Source organism: Dellaglioa sp. CoH-57-MRSF-19, assembly GCF_056781975.1.
In genome coordinates, this window is the sequence record NZ_JBXAXW010000002.1 from 259,799 (window position 1) to 276,777 (window position 16,979).

Consider the following 16,979-nt stretch of genomic DNA (forward strand, 5'->3'; position numbering starts at 1 on the left):
AATTTACTTTACAGCAATAAAATCAGGTATTAGATGACTTATTTCCTTAATATTATTTATCAGATTCAACAGTTTTCCAAAATGCTGAATAAATTGAAACTGCTGCCTGACCATTCACAGCACTACCTGTATTATTAGCCATTCCAGGGAAAACGAGTGCAACGACCACTTTAGGCTTGTTAGAAGGTGCATATGAAGCCAAACTAAGTGCTTCAGTTTCAGATGTTCCATAGAATGTTTGAGCAGTACCTGTTTTAGCTGAAATTGATGGTGTTACATCACTCATCGCATTCCCAGTTCTCAATGAACTTGATCCATGAACAACCTTATAAAATCCTGATTGAACAACATCAAATTCTGATTTTGTTGCGTTAACTGTACTTAAAATATTAGGTGTCATTTCAGTTTGAACAGAACCTAAAGAACCATCCTCATTTGTTGAACGAATCGCTTTTACAATTTGTGGTTGTAATCTTGTACCACCATTAGCCATCGTTGACATGTATTGCGCTAATTGAATAGTTGTATATGAATCATAATTTCCGAAAGATAAATCAAGTGCTTTACCAATATTTGTTTGGTTAGCTACACCCTCAAAACCAGTTGACTCACCAGGTAAATCAACACCTGTTTTGATACCAAGTCCGAATTGATTAAAGTAACCACGCATTTTGGGGAAAATTGAATTCGACATATCCAGTGAAGAACCACTTGAATATTTGAATCCGCCTTCTCTCATTGCTAACTGCATCATGTACGAGTTAGAAGAAACCATTAATGCATCAGAAGCTGTTAACGCAACGTTAGCTGAACCAGATGTATTAAACCATGATGACTTAGGAGCTGTCCCAGCAAGCTTAATAGGTTCATCAGTTATGGTATTGCTAGTTGGTGTAATTGCCCCATCCATCATAGCTCCCATAACCGTAGCACCTTTTACAACAGAACCCATGGTAAATACTTGATTAATCGACCCTAAAGCATCATCCGTAATCTTACCTGTTTTAATATTTCGATTAACACCGGCCATTGCATAAACGGCACCTGTATTTGGGTTCATGACAACTGCGTAGGCCCCTGGATTATAAGGATTGCTTCCAGCAATTGATTTCACACTATCGTTCATAATCTTTTGAACTTGAGCTTGGAATTTAGCGTTAATATTTAAGACGAGATTATCACCTTTTTTACCACTATATTCTTGTACTTGTTTTACTATTTTACTATTAGCCACTTCAACCTTAGTTTGTGACTTTGTTCCTTTTAAAACATCTTCATATTGTTTTTCTAAATAACTCTGACCAACACTATCATTTCGTGAATAACCTTCAGTCATTAACGTTTCCACGCTATCACTAGGTAGCCCAGTAGCTTCACTAGTGACATTTCCGATGATACTGTTCATACTTTTACCATTTGGGTAACTTCGTGACCAGTTAGTTCCTATTTTAATCCCATTCATCCCTGATAAATGTTCACCTACTTCAGCCATCTCCTTATCGGAAACATCAGAGGTTTTTAAGTAAACAGTTGATAATGAATAAGCACCCGTCATTTTCCCAAAAACAGTAGCAGCTTCTTTTTCTTCATCAGTTAATGAATCAATGTTATTTTTAACAGCATATGCTACTGTCAATGTATTAAAATCAGTAGTTGATAATTTGTTTAACTCAGCAGATGTTAAATTTTTTTCTTTTTTTACAGCAGCAGTGACAGCTTTTAAATGCCCCTTATCCGCTAAGTAGTAATCAGCAGCATTGCGGTCTGTTAATTTACTCGTATCAATACTGACATAGGTTACTAAGTTATTAGCTATCTTATATAAATCAGGCGATAGGATACCTGATCCTTTTGTATAAGTAATTGCTCGAGAAGAATTATTACCAACTAGAACCTTACCTGTTGAGTCATAAACCATCCCACGCTGTACATTCTTAGTTTCTGTTGTCGTATCCGTACTATTAACTGTCGCTTCAAATGAAGCTCCGTTTAAAATTTGTAAATAGGCTAACTGCGCCAGTAATGCTGCAAAAAGTAGGAAAACAATAAAAAACAGGAAATTTAATCTAAATGGAATATGTGATTTATTTTGTTTGCTTCGACCTTGTTTTGTTTTTGGAAGTTTCACGTTTAATTACCTCTCACTGTATCATTATTAGTCTTTTAATTCGTATAAATATATCATTTACCATATTACCACATTTTTAAGATTCATTGGCCCAATAAACAGGCTAACAATTTATATTATAATAAAAACTTTAATAATCAGATTAAATATATTTTTATCTGCTGCTGATTTATGCGGTAAAGTCCCAAATATGCTATTCTTATTACCATACATTAATAGTCAGAGAGGTTTTAAAATGGTTAAGCTTAAAAATTATCTTAAAAAGAATCATGTACTCCTTCTAAGTTTCCTTATTCCTTTATTCATTATGCTTTGTTACTTTATTGGCCGCAAAATGTATCCTTTTGGGAATAGTTCTCTATTAACTGTTGATTTAGGTCAGCAATATATTGATTTTTTCTCTTATTTTAGAGCCACACTTCTCCATCATCCTACTAGTTTTTTCTATTCATTTTCACAAGCAATTGGTGGTGATATGTTAGGTGAGTGGGCATACTACTTAATGAGTCCTTTTAATCTTATTTTCTTAGTATTTCCAGGAAAATCAATTTTAGCGGGTGTTATGGTAGTCACCCTTTTAAAATATGCCTTATCAGGCCTTACGTTCGGTTTATTATTAAAGAAAACAACAAGAATGACTTCACTTTATATCCCATTATTTGCCACAGCGTATGCGCTAATGGGTTGGACGATTGCTAACCAACTTAATTTATTATGGTTAGACGCTGTTATTCTATTACCTTTAGTTATTTTAGGCTTTGAAAAATTACAGTTGAATTCAAAAAGTTGGGCTTATACTTGGTGGCTTGCGTTACTTTTAATCGTTAACTATTATATGGGTTATATGGTCTGTCTTTTTATGATTTTATATTTCTTATATACAACAAGTCGTGTATCTCTATCAGTTAAACAATTTTTTAAAAAATCATGGATTTTCATCTATAAATCTCTAGTTTCTGTAGCAATTTCAGCAATTATCCTCTTTCCAACTCTATTCTCATTGCTTTCAAGTAAGGGAGAATACACGGAAGAATCTATTAAAGCAAAAATTGAATATAATCCTTTAGCGATGCTTTCAAAATTTGTGATTGGTTCATTCAATTTTGATCAAATGCCTTCTGGTTTCCCTAATATTTTTGTAGGGAGTTTGGCTTTAATTGGTTTTATCTTATATTTCATGAATAACCGTTTTTCAATTAAAGAACGGGTTGTCTCTTTTTTAATCACAAGTTTCTTGATCCTATCGATGTGCTTTGAACCTTTAGATTTACTATGGCACGGAATGCAATTTCCAGTTTGGTATCCTTATCGTTTTTCATTTGTATTTTGCTTTTGGATTATCCTTTTAGCTGCTCAACAATTTGAGTACTTTAATCCTATAAAATTCTGGAAATTGAGTATTGTAGGTCTTTTATTCATCGGAATGTTTACGTACTTATTTATATCAAAAGAATCTTATAGTTATTTATCTGATGAAACTTTATTCCTATCAATTTTATTTATTCTTTTAACGTTAATTTTAATTCAGTTCCAAGATCATGCATCACCTTCATTCAAATGGTTGTTATTTGCAAGTGTAATAGCTGAGATGTCATGTAACGCTGTTTATTCATTAGATAACATTAGTTATTTATCTACAAGTGAATACGACGTGTCAACGACTGCCCTAGCAACTGAAAGTAAATCGTTAAAAAAAATTGATAATTCTTTCTATCGTGTCGCACAAACATACAGTCGGACTAAAAATGATGCCATGTCAGCTGATTTTTTCAGCGGTTCCCATTTTAGTTCTGCTTTTTCAAAATCAATCCCAACTTTTTACGGTAAGATAGGACAACCTGATGGTGATAATTATGTCACTTACTCAAATGGTACCTTGGTAACAGATGCCCTATTAAATATGAAGTACGTTTTTACACCAAAACAATTACGGACTTCTAAGGCATTGGACACACAGTTAGAAACATTGACACCACTAACTGAAAAACCTGATACAGCTTACTATAGACCTGTCTCAAATAACTCGTTAACTGAAACGGTTAAAAATCCGTATGCTTTATCAATTGGCTATGCAGCAAATGATACTATATTGACAAACAAGAATAAAACAACTAACCCATTAAGATATCAGTCTGATTGGTTATCTGCTCTAACCGGTATTAATAACGATGCTTTATTTACACCAATTAATTTTAATACTGTCAATTTTGATAACGTTGGTTCACAAATTAATTTAACAAATTCTATTCTAACAAAAACGAAACTAAATAAATCTGGACTAGTCACTTTCACATACACACCAACAACAAACGATGCTTATTATTTAACCTTAGGTTCAGGATTAAGTACTGATAATGTTTTATTTAAATTAAATGGTCACGAATTAAAACAATATAAAACGTATCGAAATACAGTTGTTGTTAATATTGCATCCAATAATAAAGGTAAAAAAATAGTTCTGACAGCTAAATTAAAGAAAAGAACCCTTTTCTTAGAAAACTTTACGCTTTATCAAATGAATGTTAATTCATTTAAATCCCAAATTAAGCAACTAAAATCTAGTGAATTAAACGTTACAAAATACAATCAACATTCAATCACAGGTTCAATATCAGTTAAACGTAATCATCAAGTCGTCTTTACAACGATTCCATACAGTAAAGGTTGGCATGTTAAAGTTGATGGTAAATCCGTAGCAACTAATAAATCATTGAATACTTTTCTCAGCTTTAAAGTTGCTAAGGGAAATCATACCGTTAAACTTATCTATTGGCCACCATACATGGGTATTGGTTTGATCGTCTCAATTTTGGCTATTCTCTTGATACTTATTAAGCCAATTATCGTTCACACAAAAAGATTGATTAAATAGTTTTTGTATAATACAAAAGGACAAGATTGCAATATGCAATCTTGTCCTTTTATTTAGTCTTGTTCATTTTTTCATCAAATTCTGTGACAGCTTTTGTTTCACCAATAATCAGTACCTGATCATTTGGTAAAATAATTTGATCTGCTAATGGTGAAATAATCATTTCTTTACCACGTCTAATACTGATTACATTTAAATTAAATGTTGATCTGAAATTTAATTCATCTAATGTCTTATTAACATATCTCGGATCTGTCATATCAATTTCTGCCAATCGGTAATCATCATCTAAATCTAAGTAATCTAACAAATGATTAGAACTTAATGCCCTACCCAACTTGATTCCCATATCTCGTTCAGGATGAACAATATGATCTGCCCCAACCTTTTGGAGTACACGAGCGTGATATTTATTCAATGCTTTAGCCGTTACGACAGGAACACCTAATTCTTTAACCATCAATGTGACTAAGATACTTGCTTGAATATCTTCACCAATTGCGACAATCACATGATCAAAATTACGAATACCGATTGATTTTAAAGCTTCATCATCTTGTGCATCGGCAACAACAGCATGTGTTGCAATATCCATATAATCATTTACACGAGCTTCATCCCTATCAATAACTAAAACTTCTTGCCCATACTCAATCAACGTTTCGCAAACACTCGCACCAAATCGACCTAAACCGATTATTGCAAAATTCTTTTTCAACTTATCTCACCTACTTAATTTAATAAAAAAAGACTAAGTAACAAATGATTTGCAACTTAATCTTTTATATTTAGCTTTTATAAATTATCTTTAACATCGGTAATTTTGACTTCAAAATTACCATTTGGTGTTTCAATTGTTACTGTTTCATTTAATTTATGGCCAACTAATCCTTTAGCGATTGGTGATTCATTTGAAATTTTACCAGACATTGGGTCAGCTTCTGCCGCACCAACAATCGTGTATGTTTCTTCCTCTTCACCAGGTTCCATAAATGAAACTGTTTTACCAACAGAAACTTCGTCAGCATCTACACCAGCGTTATCAATAATTTCTGCATAATGGAGCATATGTTCAATTGTTTTAACTCGGCCTTCAACAAAACTTTGTTCATCTTTAGCTGATTCATATTCTGAATTTTCTGATAAATCGCCATAACTACGTGCAATCTTAATACGATTAATAATTTCTGCACGCGTTTTTGTTTTTAATGTTTCAAGTTCTTCTTCAAGTTTAACTTTACCGTCTACGGTCATTGGATATACTTTATCTTCTGCCATCACTTACTCCTCTTAAAATTAATAAGTTCAATATGCCTATCAGGTTAACATTTAATTTTGTGATTGTAAACCGGTTGCGTGGATTATTGAACATAATCATTATCAGCCTGTGTCATAGGTGAAAATGCTTGGTAATATTCATACGTTTTAGAATATTCTATTTTTTTAGAATTTGAATTGAAAATAAAATAGAAATTACCTTTCTTTCTGTCCAATGGTGTCAAAACAGCCTGGATAGAATCTAAACTAGCATTGTTAAATGGACCAGGTCCATATCCTTTATAAACGTACAAATTATATGGTTTATCCACGTAATAATCAGCTGACGTTAAATCTTTTTGCGGTATATTTAGCGCATAACTAACTGATATTTTTGATTGTAACGTTATTTCTGATGCAATTCGATTGAAATAAACACCGGCAATTTTTTGACGATCTTTATGGTTTTCCGTCTCTTTTTCAACTAATGAAGCGAGAGAAATGACCTCTTGTACTGTTAATTTTTGTTTTTTTATTGTTGCATAATAAGGCGATAATTCATCATTTGCTTTAACAATCATTTGCTCAACAAGATTTTTTAACGTTGTTTTTTTATAAACAGTATACGTAGCTGGGAACAAATAACCTTCTAAAGGATATCTCACGTTTTTAGATGCCATAGTGGTATCTAAAAGATCTGGATATTTTTTATCTAAGTAATCCAAAAAAGTTTTATTTTTCATTAATTTAATAAAATCATTATATGAAAAATTTGTTTCTTTTGAAATGGATTTACCGATTTGGTTAATTGTTGTTCCCTCACCAACTAATACTTTCGCTAATTTATTTTGTATAGGCTCACTACTTCCACCTTGTTGAAGTGTCCAAGCAATTTTATCCAAACTCATAGATGCCTTAAGTTGATAGTAGCCGCCCTTAAATTGTGACACCTTTTTTTGCTTGACATAGTACGTATACACCGTACCACTTTTAATAATTTTATTTTTTTCTAAAATTGTTCCAATTTGTTTTGTACTTGATCCAATTGGAATATAAACTTGTTCAATTTTATTATTATTTTTATCTAGTGGATCTAAAGATGCCTTGATATATCTATAGGTCATAAACAATATTGTCAGTAGTAATATACATAATAATGCAATGACCCCTGCAATAATTTTCTTAGCCTGGTTTTTATTATTCTCTGGCGGTAATTCTGGAGATGTATCATCTTTTTTCATTGTTTAACCTCCTCACGCTTAATAATAAGTATTATTAAGCTGCGTCCTAAATTATCGAATATCAGCCCTAAGCGTCTCTTTTAAAGCTTCGATAACACGGTTAAAATCATTTGTGACATCTTCTTCAACCAAAGTTTTTGTAATATCTTGATAAGTTAACGTATAAGCAAGGGATTTCATGCCATTTTCAATATGAGATCCTTGATAAAGATCAAATAAATGAACATCAATTAAAGACTTTCCACCTTGTTTTTTAATTAACGCTTCAATCTCACTGTTAGCTATATCATTAGCAACTAGGAGGGCCACATCACGAGTAACTGATGGGAATTTAGAAATAGGCGCAAATAATCGGTCTGCTTTTTTCGCATCAACTAATTTTTGAAGATCTAATTCGAAAACGTATGTTTCCTTTAAATTAAATTCTTTAGCTGAATTAGGATGTACTTGGCCGACAAAACCAATTAATTCATCTTTTAAATAGATATCAGCTGTTCGTCCTGGATGCATATCTTCATGACTTTCAGAAGATACATAAGTAACATCATCAACTAATTCTAATTGTGTTAATAATTGTTCAACAACACCTTTAATCATGAAGAAATCAACAGGTTGTTTTTCATTTTGCCAATTTGCAAGTTTAAATAATCCTGTCATTGCACCTGCAATATGTTCAATTTCAGTAGGTCGCTCTTCGCCCTCACTGCGGAAAAAGACTCTTCCTTGTTCATAGAAAGCAAGATTGTCAGATTTTCGTGCTTCATTGTACGCTAAATCATCTAATAACCCGCTGATTAAGTTCATTCTTGTTGTTGTTCGTTCTGAGCTCATTGGGAACATTAAATTTGTCGTAAAAACATCTTTTTCTTCAAAAATAAATTTACCAGCTTTTTCTTCCGTTGTTAATCCATAACTAATAACTTCAGATAACCCAGCTGATTCCAAAATATGACGCGCCTGTTTAATCATTTTTTGTTTATAAGTATATTTACCAGGAGTCATTTTGCCAGTTGGTAGTGTAGAAGGAATATTATCGTATCCATAAATACGCGCGATTTCTTCTACTAAATCTGCTTCAATACTAATATCCCAACGTCTTGCAGGAACTTCAACATTTAAAGTACCATCGCGATTTACAACCGTAAATCCTAATTGTTTAAATAATTTAGTGATTTCAGATTCTGATAATTCAGTCCCAAGTACACCATTAATATGTGCCACCGTTGTATCAACAAAAGTTGACTCTGCTTCTAGCTTACTTGCACTTGCCGTACCCGACACAACTGTTCCATCACCTAAATTAGCGATTAACTCTGCTGCTGCATCAAGTGCTTCTTGTACTGTTTCAACGTTAATACCACGTTCAAATCGCATTGAGGCTTCACTATGAATACCATGTGTGCGTGCTGTTTTTCTAACCATTGAATTGTTAAATACTGCAGATTCAATCGCAACTGTCACAGTTTCGTCGGTTATTTGTGTTGATTCGCCACCCATTGTCCCAGCAATAGCAATCGGTGTTTTACCATTTGTAATCACAATATCTTTTTCTTTTAATTCACGTTCTTCGCTATCTAGTGTTGTAATCTTTTCGCCAGCAATAGCTGTTCTTACTAAAATATCTTTACTTCCCAATTTATTATAATCAAAGGCATGTAATGGTTGACCATAATCCATCAATATATAATTGGTCACATCAACGACATTATTAATAGGTCTAACGCCTGCGTTCCAAAGACGAATTTGTAACCACATTGGACTTGCTTTAATTGTTAAATCTTTAATCACGCGCATCGAATATGTGGGTGCTAACGTTTTATCAGGCAACGATAAAGAAATGTAATCTTCAATTTTTTCAGTAGATGTTTCTTTCAATTCTGGATGCTTAAATGTTGCCGGAACATCATAGTCAGCAGATAGTTCATGTGCTACCCCACGCATACTTAACATATCAGCACGATTTGGTGTCACATCAATATCAATAATGTCATCATTCATACCTAAGTAATCAAAGACTGATTCACCAGGAATTGCATTTTCTGGCATTACGTAGATACCTTCTACAAATTCTTTAGGCACGACACTATCTGAAAATCCAATTTCTTGTAATGCACAAATCATACCTTCAGAAGCTTGTCCGCGCATTTTACCACGTTTGATTTTAACATTATCAGCAATTCTAGAATTGGGTAATGCAACAATAACTTTTTGCCCTGCGGCAATATTAGGTGCGCCACAAACGATTTGACTAAGAGATCCTTCACCAACATCAACTTGGCAGATATTTAAATGATCAGAGTCTGGATGTGGTACCAAACTATCAACATATCCAACAACAATTTTTTTAAGTCCTTCAGAAGGACGTTCAACGCTATCAATTTCAACGGCTGTACGAGCTATTTTTTCAGCAATAATTTCAGGTTCAATTTCTAATGTTAAATATTCATTCAACCAATTTTTAGATACTTTCATTATCTCTAACCTCTTTTCGTAAATTGTGACAGGAATCGATTATCGTTTAAATAAAAATGACGAATATCGTCGATACTATATTTAAGCATCGCAAAACGATCTGGTCCTAAACCAAAGGCAAAACCACCGTATACTTCAGGGTCGACACCGGCCATTCTTAATACATTAGGATGTACCATTCCAGCGCCTAAAACTTCTAACCAGCCTGTGTATTTACAGATTGAGCACCCTTTACCCGCACATTTAAAACAGGTCACATCGACTTCAACTGACGGTTCCGTAAATGGGAAGTAACTTGGTCGTAACCGAATTTCTTGTTCTTCTCCAAAAATTGTTTTAGCAATCAGTTCAATCGTTCCCTTTAAGTCTGCCATCGTAATATGTTTGTCGATTACTAACCCTTCGAACTGGTGAAATTGATGTGAATGCGTTGCATCATCTGTATCACGTCGATAAACTTTACCAGGTGAAACCATTTTTAATGGTCCTTTTGAAAAATCATGTGTTTCCATTGTCCTTGCTTGAACGGGTGATGTTTGTGTTCTCATTAATAATTCTTTTGTAATATAAAATGTATCTTGCATATCACGAGCGGGATGATCCGCAGGTAAGTTCAACATTTCAAAATTGTAATGGTCTTCTTCTATTTCTGGACCTGAAACAACTTGATACCCCATACCCAAAAAGAGCTCTTCCAATTCTTCAATCACTTGCATAATAACATGTGGCTGCCCTAATTGAATTTGGGCACCTGGTAGCGTTACATCGATTTTTTCTTTTTCCAACTTTTTAGCAGTCATTTTAATTTCAAGTTCTTCATTTTTCACACGAATAGCTTCAGCTAACTCATTTTTAATGGTATTAGAAAAGCTACCAATTTTAGGTCGTTCTTCGGCTGATAATTCCTTCATACCTCTTAAAACTTCTGTGATTGGTCCTTTTTTTCCAAGTAAATTAACACGAATAGCATTAATTTGTTTTAGATCCTCTGATTCACGAATTTGTTTCAAGCCTTTTTCTTGTAACTCAAGTAATTTCTCTTTTAAATCCATTAATATCGACTCCTTTATTAGTTGTTTTGATAGATTTTAGACACAAAAAGACCCCGTCCTAAAAAGGGACGAGGTCTCGCGGTACCACCCTTGTTTTTGAGAATACAAATTCCCAAACACTCAAAATGATAACGGCCATTAACCGGTTAATTGCATGATTTAAGTTAGCCTACATTAATTAACAGCTCTAGAAGTGAATTCAATATTTTATTTATTGGTTAGTTTCAGTCTAGCTAACCATCCCTTTAAATCCAAGAAAAATATCTACTATTTTCTGTCTAAGCCTTTATTCTATATTCATAGTTTAAAGGTATCAAAGCCTATCGTCAAGTCTTACTCGCAATCTTTAAGTGTATACCACTTTTCTGACCATGTATGGACGCTATCCATCATATTTTTCATGTCTTTTCCTTGTTCAGTAAGCTCATAAAAACTACGACTAGTTTCACCGATGGCGACTCTTGAGATAATATTAGTATCTTCAAGTTCTTTTAAACGTTCAACTAATACACGGTCACTGCATTTATCAACCTTTTGAGCTAATTCTTTAAATCGTTGAGGTCCTTCATCCAATAAAACGTTAATAATTAAACCGTTCCATTTTTTACCTAATATTGAAAAAGTTTTTTCAAATTTAGGACACATTTCATAATTTGTTTTTTCTTGAACAACTTGCATAATTAACCCCTCCTCAGTTACTTTATTACTATATTTTATCATTAACTAACAAAAAGTAAACAAATTGGTTCGTTTTCGAAAAAACAAAAAGGATAAGCCTGTAGGCCTATCCTTTTTAAAACTATTTTAAAATTGCAATTAATTGCTGAAAGCTATGTTTTGATTTATTTTTTAACGGTGATGAAACTTCACTTGTTGCTTCATATTTATCAACCATGGTTACAATATATCCCTCTGGATATTTAGGTGGTGCAACAGTAGCACCCCACATATGTTTCATGATGATATCTTTTTCTAAATCAGATAATGTCGTTAACTTCTCTGCATTTCTAATAGCGATACGCGGATGAATCCAAGCATGTGTACCGCGATCGAATTTAGTTGTACGCCAATCGTAGTAAAATAAATCATGTAATAATCCGGCCCTTGCCGTTGCTTTTGCATTTAAATGTAATCTTTTAGCGATACGATAACTGTCATAGGAAACTGAGATTGAATGTTCTAATCGAGTAGAAAAATGATGTTGTGTATATTCACTTAATCTTTGAACTTCTGGTTTTGCCAAAAGGTCTCCAACATAACTCATATATAATTCATCATCAAGATACGAATCTTTTTTCATATACTAGTACGCCCCCAAAATATTTTTTCCTATCTCCATCATAACTGATTGAGCACCTATTGCAAGCGCAATCAGTTATCTTTAGTAAATCGTAATAATTTCACCAAATATCATAATTAAGCTTTAAGATGAAACATTAGTACACCTGCAGCAATAGCGACATTTAACGATTCAGCACGACCTTTAATTGGAATATATAAATTAGCATCCGTTTCATTTAACAGGTCATTACGCATCCCGTTACCTTCATTTCCCATAATTAAACCAAAATTATCTGTAGCAGAAATCTCACGATAACTAAGTGCATCTTCATTTAATTCAGAACCATAAATAGCAATATTATTTTCTTTGAATAAGGTAGTAACTTCCATTAAATCGGCATCCACTAATTGAACATGAAATTGGCTTCCCTGCATCGAACGTAAAACTTTAGGATGATGACTATCTGCACTACCCTCACCAAAAATGACACCTGTTAAACCGGCAGCATCGGCAGTTCTAACCATTGTTCCAATATTTCCTGGATCTTGAACACCATCTAGCATTAACCAGCCACCAGTTAAATGGTCAACTGATAATTGTTGATTTTCTTCCATCTCAGTTACCGCGTAAATACCTTGTGGCGTACTCGTGTCAGCAAGATATAAACTAACTTCAGATGAGATTTCTACTTGCTCAATTGTCGTATCGGCTATTTCATCAAAATATCTAAAATCATTAGTAACAAGCAAATATTCAATTTTTGTGTTTGCCATGAGTGCTTCTTTAACTAAATGCCAGCCTTCTAAAAGGTATTTATTTTCCTTTTTACGACCTTTTTTAGTTTGTAATTTTTTCCAGTATTTAATCTTAGCATTCTGTGTTGAATTAATTTTTTCCATAAATGTACCCCTCTTACTATTGGAAATAATTATAGCATATTTAAAATAGCATTAGTTGGTCATTATCATCTTTTCCAGTTATAATGAAAGCAATAAATGCCTATATCTACTTTATAATATGGAGGGATTACATTATGAGTGCTATTCAAATAACTGTTTTTGGTCGCGTGCAGGGTGTTGGCTTCAGATATACGACGAAGAGATTAGCCGATGATCTAGGCATCTACGGGTCAGTACAAAATAATTTTGATGACAGCGTCACAATTAAAGCAAGTAGTTCAGATAATACCCAATTAGAAAAATTTATTCAAAAAGTTAAAAATTCACCTACACCAGCCGGTAAGGTGACTGATTATAAAGAAACCTCCTTAACTAATTATATGCCGACTGCCTTTACCGTTATTTACTAATTACGATTTATTTATAGCCCATTGAAATCCCCCTATATTTAAAGTATAGTAATCGATATAGTCACTTTAAGAGGGGAAAATATATTAATGAAAAAGATTAAACGTTTAACAATGCTCCCAATATTCATGGCGCTTGTCCTGTTCCTATCGGGATGCGTCCGCAGAGACAAGAATGGTAATCCTTTTGGGATGGTTTACGACTATTTAGCAAAACCAACTCAGGGATTGCTTGACTGGTTATCCGCTCATCTAGGTAACAACTACGGTCTAGCAATTATCGTTATCTCAATCGTCATTCGCTTGGCACTTATGCCAATGATGATTAATCAATCGAAAAAAGCGACCGTTCAACAAGAAAAAATGGGTTCGATTCAACCACAATTAAAAGTCATTCAAGAACGACAAAAAAATGCTAAAAGTTCAGAAGAAAAAGCAGCTATCAGTCAAGAAATGATGGCACTTTATAAAGATAACAACGTCAGCATGACTGGCGGAATTGGCTGCCTACCATTATTAGTTCAAATGCCAATTTTTGCTGCGCTATACGCTGCAATCTTATATTCTTCAGAATTAAAGGATGCTGTCTTCTTTAGCATTAAATTAGGTACACCATCAATTATCTTTACTGTGCTATGTTTCATTGTGTATTTGGGTCAAGGATTCATTTCAACAATTGGCATTCCGCCAGAACAAAAGAAAACAATGCAAACAATGTTAATTGCTAGTCCAGTTATGATGGTCTTTGTTACAATGAGTGCGCCAGCAGGTATTGGTCTCTACTTCTTCATCGGTGGCCTCTTCGCTTGTGTTCAAACATTTATAATTATGTTAATGCGTCCTAAGATTCGTCGCGAAATTCAAGCTGAACTTGCTAAGAACCCACCAATTGTTAGAGAACGTTCAACAATTGATGCTGTTGAAGAAACAGTGGAACAAACAATTGATAATGTTGAAGATAATCTTTCAAATGTAGCAAAAAATAATCGTAATCGTAATGCTGGTAAACAAAACCGCAAATAAAGATTAACCATTAAAAAAAGCTTACCATTCTTAGAATTGCTCTAAGAATGGTAAGCTTTTTTTATTATACTGTCTAAATTTTTGTATTGCATTTCAACACTAGTCTCTTCTTATCTTTTCGGTTGGTTTAGTAGTAGCTAGAGGCAACGAAATTCTGAATATTGAACCACGCTTCTCAACACTTTCTACCACTAATGTTCCTTTATAACCCATAATGAGTTTTTGTGCGATTGATAATCCAAGACCATTACCGCCTTTATCACGACTTCTAGCTTTATCAACGCGATAGAAGCGATTAAAAACATTTTTTAAGTCATCTTTAGAAATTCCTTCACCAAAATCTTGAATAGCAATTTGAACCATTTTCATATCTTTTGATGCTGAAATATGAATTTCTTTTCTTGTTTCTGAATATTTAACGGCATTATCCATTAGAATAATTAAAACTTGTTCTAAGTGATTATGCGATATTTTTACCAAACTTTCTCCATTAAAATCTTCATCTAAAATAAACGTAAAATCGGGATGTATCATTTTAAAATCATTGAAAATTTGTAAAACAACTAATCGGACATCAACTAACTCATTTTTAAATGTCATCTCTACTTGTTCAGCTCTTGATAAATCAAGCATTTCTTGAACTAAACTCTTCATACGATTAATTTCTTGCAAAGATGCTTCAATCGACTCCGCTAGAACTGCCGGATCATCTTTACCCCACCTGTTCAATAATTCCATATGACCTTGAATTATTGCTACAGGGGTTCTTAACTCATGTGAGACATCTTCAACAAATTGTTGCTGTTGATCAACGTAGCGCTCCATCCTATCTAGCATACTATTGAACAAGTCCGCCAAATCAGATAACTCATCATTTCTATGCATATCTGGGACACGTACATGTCCAATTGGTGTTTCGCCTTCATTAATAATATCAATAGTTTCGTTCACTACTTCAATCGGTCTCAGTAACCAAGATGCCAGGATATACCCTAATATAGCACTACCAAAGGTTGCCGTAATAATTAAAACAATAAAAATTAGAATTAATTTATTACTAATTTTATGGTAATTTTCTAAAGCATTAGTTACTTGTGCATACCCGATTTTTTTGCCAGTTTTAGATGAATAAATAGCTCTTCTAGCAACATATCCATTTGCGCCATCAATTGTTTGGCTAGTAAACGTCATTTTATTTTTTTTAACAAATGGTACGTTTAAATTTCTTGAAGCAAAAACTTCTTGTTGCTTCAAATTATAAACACCTACTGCAATATTTTCTCTTGATAAATTAACAATTACTGCATTTGAGTACAAGTTATTTTCGTCTTTATCTGGTCGAGAATCTGCATTTATCGGTTTTAAATGTTGTGCAGTACTTGAAATTGTTAAGTCTTGATTCTCACGACTTAACTGTTGCGTCACCGTTCTTAAAGTATCTTGTACATCTTTTTTTTCTTTATCTAATAAAACGCCACTAAAACTCTGAAAAATAAGCGCAGAAAAAACGGCAAATATAAGTAAAACACCTATTGCCGTTCCTAATGCCCATTTCCATTTAAGTGACATACGTCTTACTTCTTTTGGATGCTGGGTTATTTTTTTTCTCATGATCTCATTACGTACCCTGTTCCTCTGACCGTTTGAATATAACTTTCTTCACCGCTACGATCTATTTTATTTCGTAAGTAACGAATATAAACATCCACAACGTTTGTTTCAACTTCTGATTCATATCCCCAAACTTTAGCTAATAAAACATCTCTAGCTAAAACAACATTAACACTTTCCATTAAAGCTAAAAGTAGTTCATATTCACGTTTGGTTAGCTCAATAACTTCTTCATCACGACGAACAACACGATTTTCTTTTTCAATTGTTAAATCACGGTAAGTGACAGTTGTCTGTTTTGCAACATTTTGTTCACCCTCTATATCAATACGACGTAACAATGCACGTAAACGCGCCAATAATTCTTCGATTGCAAATGGTTTAACAATATAATCATCTGCTCCATGGTCTAAGCCAGATACGCGGTCAATAACTGAATCACGAGCCGTCATCATAATGATTGGTGTATTTTTAACTTGTCGTACACGGCGACAAACCTCAAGACCATTTAATTCAGGTAACATTAAATCAAGTAGAATTGAATCCCAATCTTCATTTAAAGCAGCTTCTAGACCCGTTCGCCCATCAAAATGAACCTCAGTTTCAAATCCTTCATGTTGTAATTCTAATTCAACAAAGCGCGCTAAATTTTTTTCATCTTCAATTATTAGAATACGACTCATATTTTCATGATCTCCTGTTAGTTTTATTTTATTTTCTCATCCATATACACAC

Annotated in this window: 14 protein-coding genes, 1 pseudogene and 1 other annotated feature; of the genes and pseudogenes, 3 read left to right on the plus strand and 12 right to left on the minus strand. The window is 33.4% G+C overall.

The genetic code is table 11. The features are described 5' to 3' along the window. Positions 1-52: 52 nt before the first annotated feature. Positions 53-1,126, minus strand: a complete 1,074-nt coding sequence (locus tag AC1RO3_RS03110) for a penicillin-binding transpeptidase domain-containing protein (RefSeq protein ID WP_481762408.1) — start codon at positions 1,124-1,126, stop codon at positions 53-55. Positions 1,127-1,234: 108 nt separating this feature from the next. Next, positions 1,235-2,128: pseudogene (locus AC1RO3_RS03115) on the minus strand (peptidoglycan D,D-transpeptidase FtsI family protein); the annotation flags it as partial. Between the two features lie 235 nt (positions 2,129-2,363). Here AC1RO3_RS03115 and AC1RO3_RS03120 point away from each other — a divergent pair. After that, positions 2,364-5,000, plus strand: a complete 2,637-nt coding sequence (locus tag AC1RO3_RS03120) for a YfhO family protein (protein WP_481761225.1) — start codon at positions 2,364-2,366, stop codon at positions 4,998-5,000. A 49-nt stretch (positions 5,001-5,049) separates the two neighbouring features. On the opposite strand, the gene AC1RO3_RS03125 is transcribed toward AC1RO3_RS03120, so the two are convergent. From AC1RO3_RS03125 to AC1RO3_RS03160, 8 genes are all read right to left on the minus strand, one after another. Next, the gene (locus AC1RO3_RS03125; protein WP_481761224.1) at positions 5,050-5,718 is read right to left on the minus strand and encodes a potassium channel family protein; all 669 of its coding nucleotides are present in this window, start codon (positions 5,716-5,718) and stop codon (positions 5,050-5,052) included. Between the two features lie 77 nt (positions 5,719-5,795). After that, positions 5,796-6,278, minus strand: a complete 483-nt coding sequence (gene greA, locus AC1RO3_RS03130) for a transcription elongation factor GreA (protein ID WP_481761223.1) — start codon at positions 6,276-6,278, stop codon at positions 5,796-5,798. Positions 6,279-6,361: 83 nt separating this feature from the next. Further along, positions 6,362-7,498: an endolytic transglycosylase MltG gene (mltG, locus tag AC1RO3_RS03135; protein ID WP_481761222.1), complete on the minus strand. Its 1,137-nt coding sequence runs from the start codon at positions 7,496-7,498 to the stop codon at positions 6,362-6,364. Between the two features lie 51 nt (positions 7,499-7,549). Continuing rightward, positions 7,550-9,970, minus strand: a complete 2,421-nt coding sequence (gene pheT, locus AC1RO3_RS03140) for a phenylalanine--tRNA ligase subunit beta (protein ID WP_481761221.1) — start codon at positions 9,968-9,970, stop codon at positions 7,550-7,552. A 5-nt stretch (positions 9,971-9,975) separates the two neighbouring features. Then, positions 9,976-11,022, minus strand: coding sequence for a phenylalanine--tRNA ligase subunit alpha (gene pheS, locus AC1RO3_RS03145; protein WP_409022664.1), 1,047 nt, complete (start codon positions 11,020-11,022; stop codon positions 9,976-9,978). Positions 11,023-11,083: 61 nt separating this feature from the next. Beyond that, positions 11,084-11,312 (minus strand) — a binding site (T-box leader). Between the two features lie 43 nt (positions 11,313-11,355). Further along, on the minus strand, positions 11,356-11,700 hold the full coding sequence (locus AC1RO3_RS03150; RefSeq protein WP_481761220.1) for a winged helix-turn-helix transcriptional regulator: 345 nt from the start codon (positions 11,698-11,700) through the stop codon (positions 11,356-11,358). 121 nt (positions 11,701-11,821) lie between these two features. Beyond that, the gene (locus tag AC1RO3_RS03155) at positions 11,822-12,322 is read right to left on the minus strand and encodes an HD domain-containing protein (RefSeq protein ID WP_409022666.1); all 501 of its coding nucleotides are present in this window, start codon (positions 12,320-12,322) and stop codon (positions 11,822-11,824) included. A gap of 116 nt (positions 12,323-12,438) precedes the next feature. After that, the gene (locus AC1RO3_RS03160; RefSeq protein WP_481761219.1) at positions 12,439-13,203 is read right to left on the minus strand and encodes a TrmH family RNA methyltransferase; all 765 of its coding nucleotides are present in this window, start codon (positions 13,201-13,203) and stop codon (positions 12,439-12,441) included. Positions 13,204-13,337: 134 nt separating this feature from the next. On the opposite strand from AC1RO3_RS03160, the gene AC1RO3_RS03165 reads away from it, so the two are divergent. Both AC1RO3_RS03165 and yidC read left to right on the plus strand, forming a co-directional pair. After that, positions 13,338-13,613 carry an acylphosphatase gene (locus tag AC1RO3_RS03165; protein ID WP_481761218.1) on the plus strand — a complete coding sequence of 92 codons (276 nt, stop codon included), beginning with the start codon at positions 13,338-13,340 and terminating at the stop codon, positions 13,611-13,613. A gap of 87 nt (positions 13,614-13,700) precedes the next feature. Next, complete coding sequence (yidC, locus tag AC1RO3_RS03170; RefSeq protein WP_409022669.1) at positions 13,701-14,633, plus strand: membrane protein insertase YidC; 933 nt, start codon at positions 13,701-13,703, stop codon at positions 14,631-14,633. Positions 14,634-14,732: 99 nt separating this feature from the next. On the opposite strand, the gene AC1RO3_RS03175 is transcribed toward yidC, so the two are convergent. Together AC1RO3_RS03175 and AC1RO3_RS03180 are read right to left on the minus strand one after the other, a co-directional pair. Next, positions 14,733-16,244: a HAMP domain-containing sensor histidine kinase gene (locus tag AC1RO3_RS03175; protein WP_481763896.1), complete on the minus strand. Its 1,512-nt coding sequence runs from the start codon at positions 16,242-16,244 to the stop codon at positions 14,733-14,735. After that, a complete protein-coding gene (locus AC1RO3_RS03180) occupies positions 16,241-16,927 on the minus strand; it encodes a response regulator transcription factor (protein WP_409022671.1) in 687 nt (228 codons plus the stop codon). The genes AC1RO3_RS03175 and AC1RO3_RS03180 overlap by 4 nt, the downstream gene beginning before the upstream one ends. Positions 16,928-16,979: the final 52 nt, after the last annotated feature.

What these genes read in the sequence shown, in the direction of transcription:
- pheT (WP_481761221.1), bottom strand. Translation starts at nt 9,970, where the DNA reads ATGAAAGTATCTAAAAATTGGTTGAATGAATATTTAACATTAGAAATT.
- AC1RO3_RS03110 (WP_481762408.1), bottom strand. Translation starts at nt 1,126, where the DNA reads ATGAACGATAGTGTGAAATCAATTGCTGGAAGCAATCCTTATAATCCA.
- AC1RO3_RS03180 (WP_409022671.1), bottom strand. Translation starts at nt 16,927, where the DNA reads ATGAGTCGTATTCTAATAATTGAAGATGAAAAAAATTTAGCGCGCTTT.
- AC1RO3_RS03165 (WP_481761218.1), top strand. Translation starts at nt 13,338, where the DNA reads ATGAGTGCTATTCAAATAACTGTTTTTGGTCGCGTGCAGGGTGTTGGC.
- greA (WP_481761223.1), bottom strand. Translation starts at nt 6,278, where the DNA reads ATGGCAGAAGATAAAGTATATCCAATGACCGTAGACGGTAAAGTTAAA.
- AC1RO3_RS03175 (WP_481763896.1), bottom strand. Translation starts at nt 16,244, where the DNA reads ATGAGAAAAAAAATAACCCAGCATCCAAAAGAAGTAAGACGTATGTCA.
- yidC (WP_409022669.1), top strand. Translation starts at nt 13,701, where the DNA reads ATGAAAAAGATTAAACGTTTAACAATGCTCCCAATATTCATGGCGCTT.
- AC1RO3_RS03155 (WP_409022666.1), bottom strand. Translation starts at nt 12,322, where the DNA reads ATGAAAAAAGATTCGTATCTTGATGATGAATTATATATGAGTTATGTT.
- AC1RO3_RS03120 (WP_481761225.1), top strand. Translation starts at nt 2,364, where the DNA reads ATGGTTAAGCTTAAAAATTATCTTAAAAAGAATCATGTACTCCTTCTA.
- pheS (WP_409022664.1), bottom strand. Translation starts at nt 11,022, where the DNA reads ATGGATTTAAAAGAGAAATTACTTGAGTTACAAGAAAAAGGCTTGAAA.
- AC1RO3_RS03150 (WP_481761220.1), bottom strand. Translation starts at nt 11,700, where the DNA reads ATGCAAGTTGTTCAAGAAAAAACAAATTATGAAATGTGTCCTAAATTT.
- mltG (WP_481761222.1), bottom strand. Translation starts at nt 7,498, where the DNA reads ATGAAAAAAGATGATACATCTCCAGAATTACCGCCAGAGAATAATAAA.
- AC1RO3_RS03160 (WP_481761219.1), bottom strand. Translation starts at nt 13,203, where the DNA reads ATGGAAAAAATTAATTCAACACAGAATGCTAAGATTAAATACTGGAAA.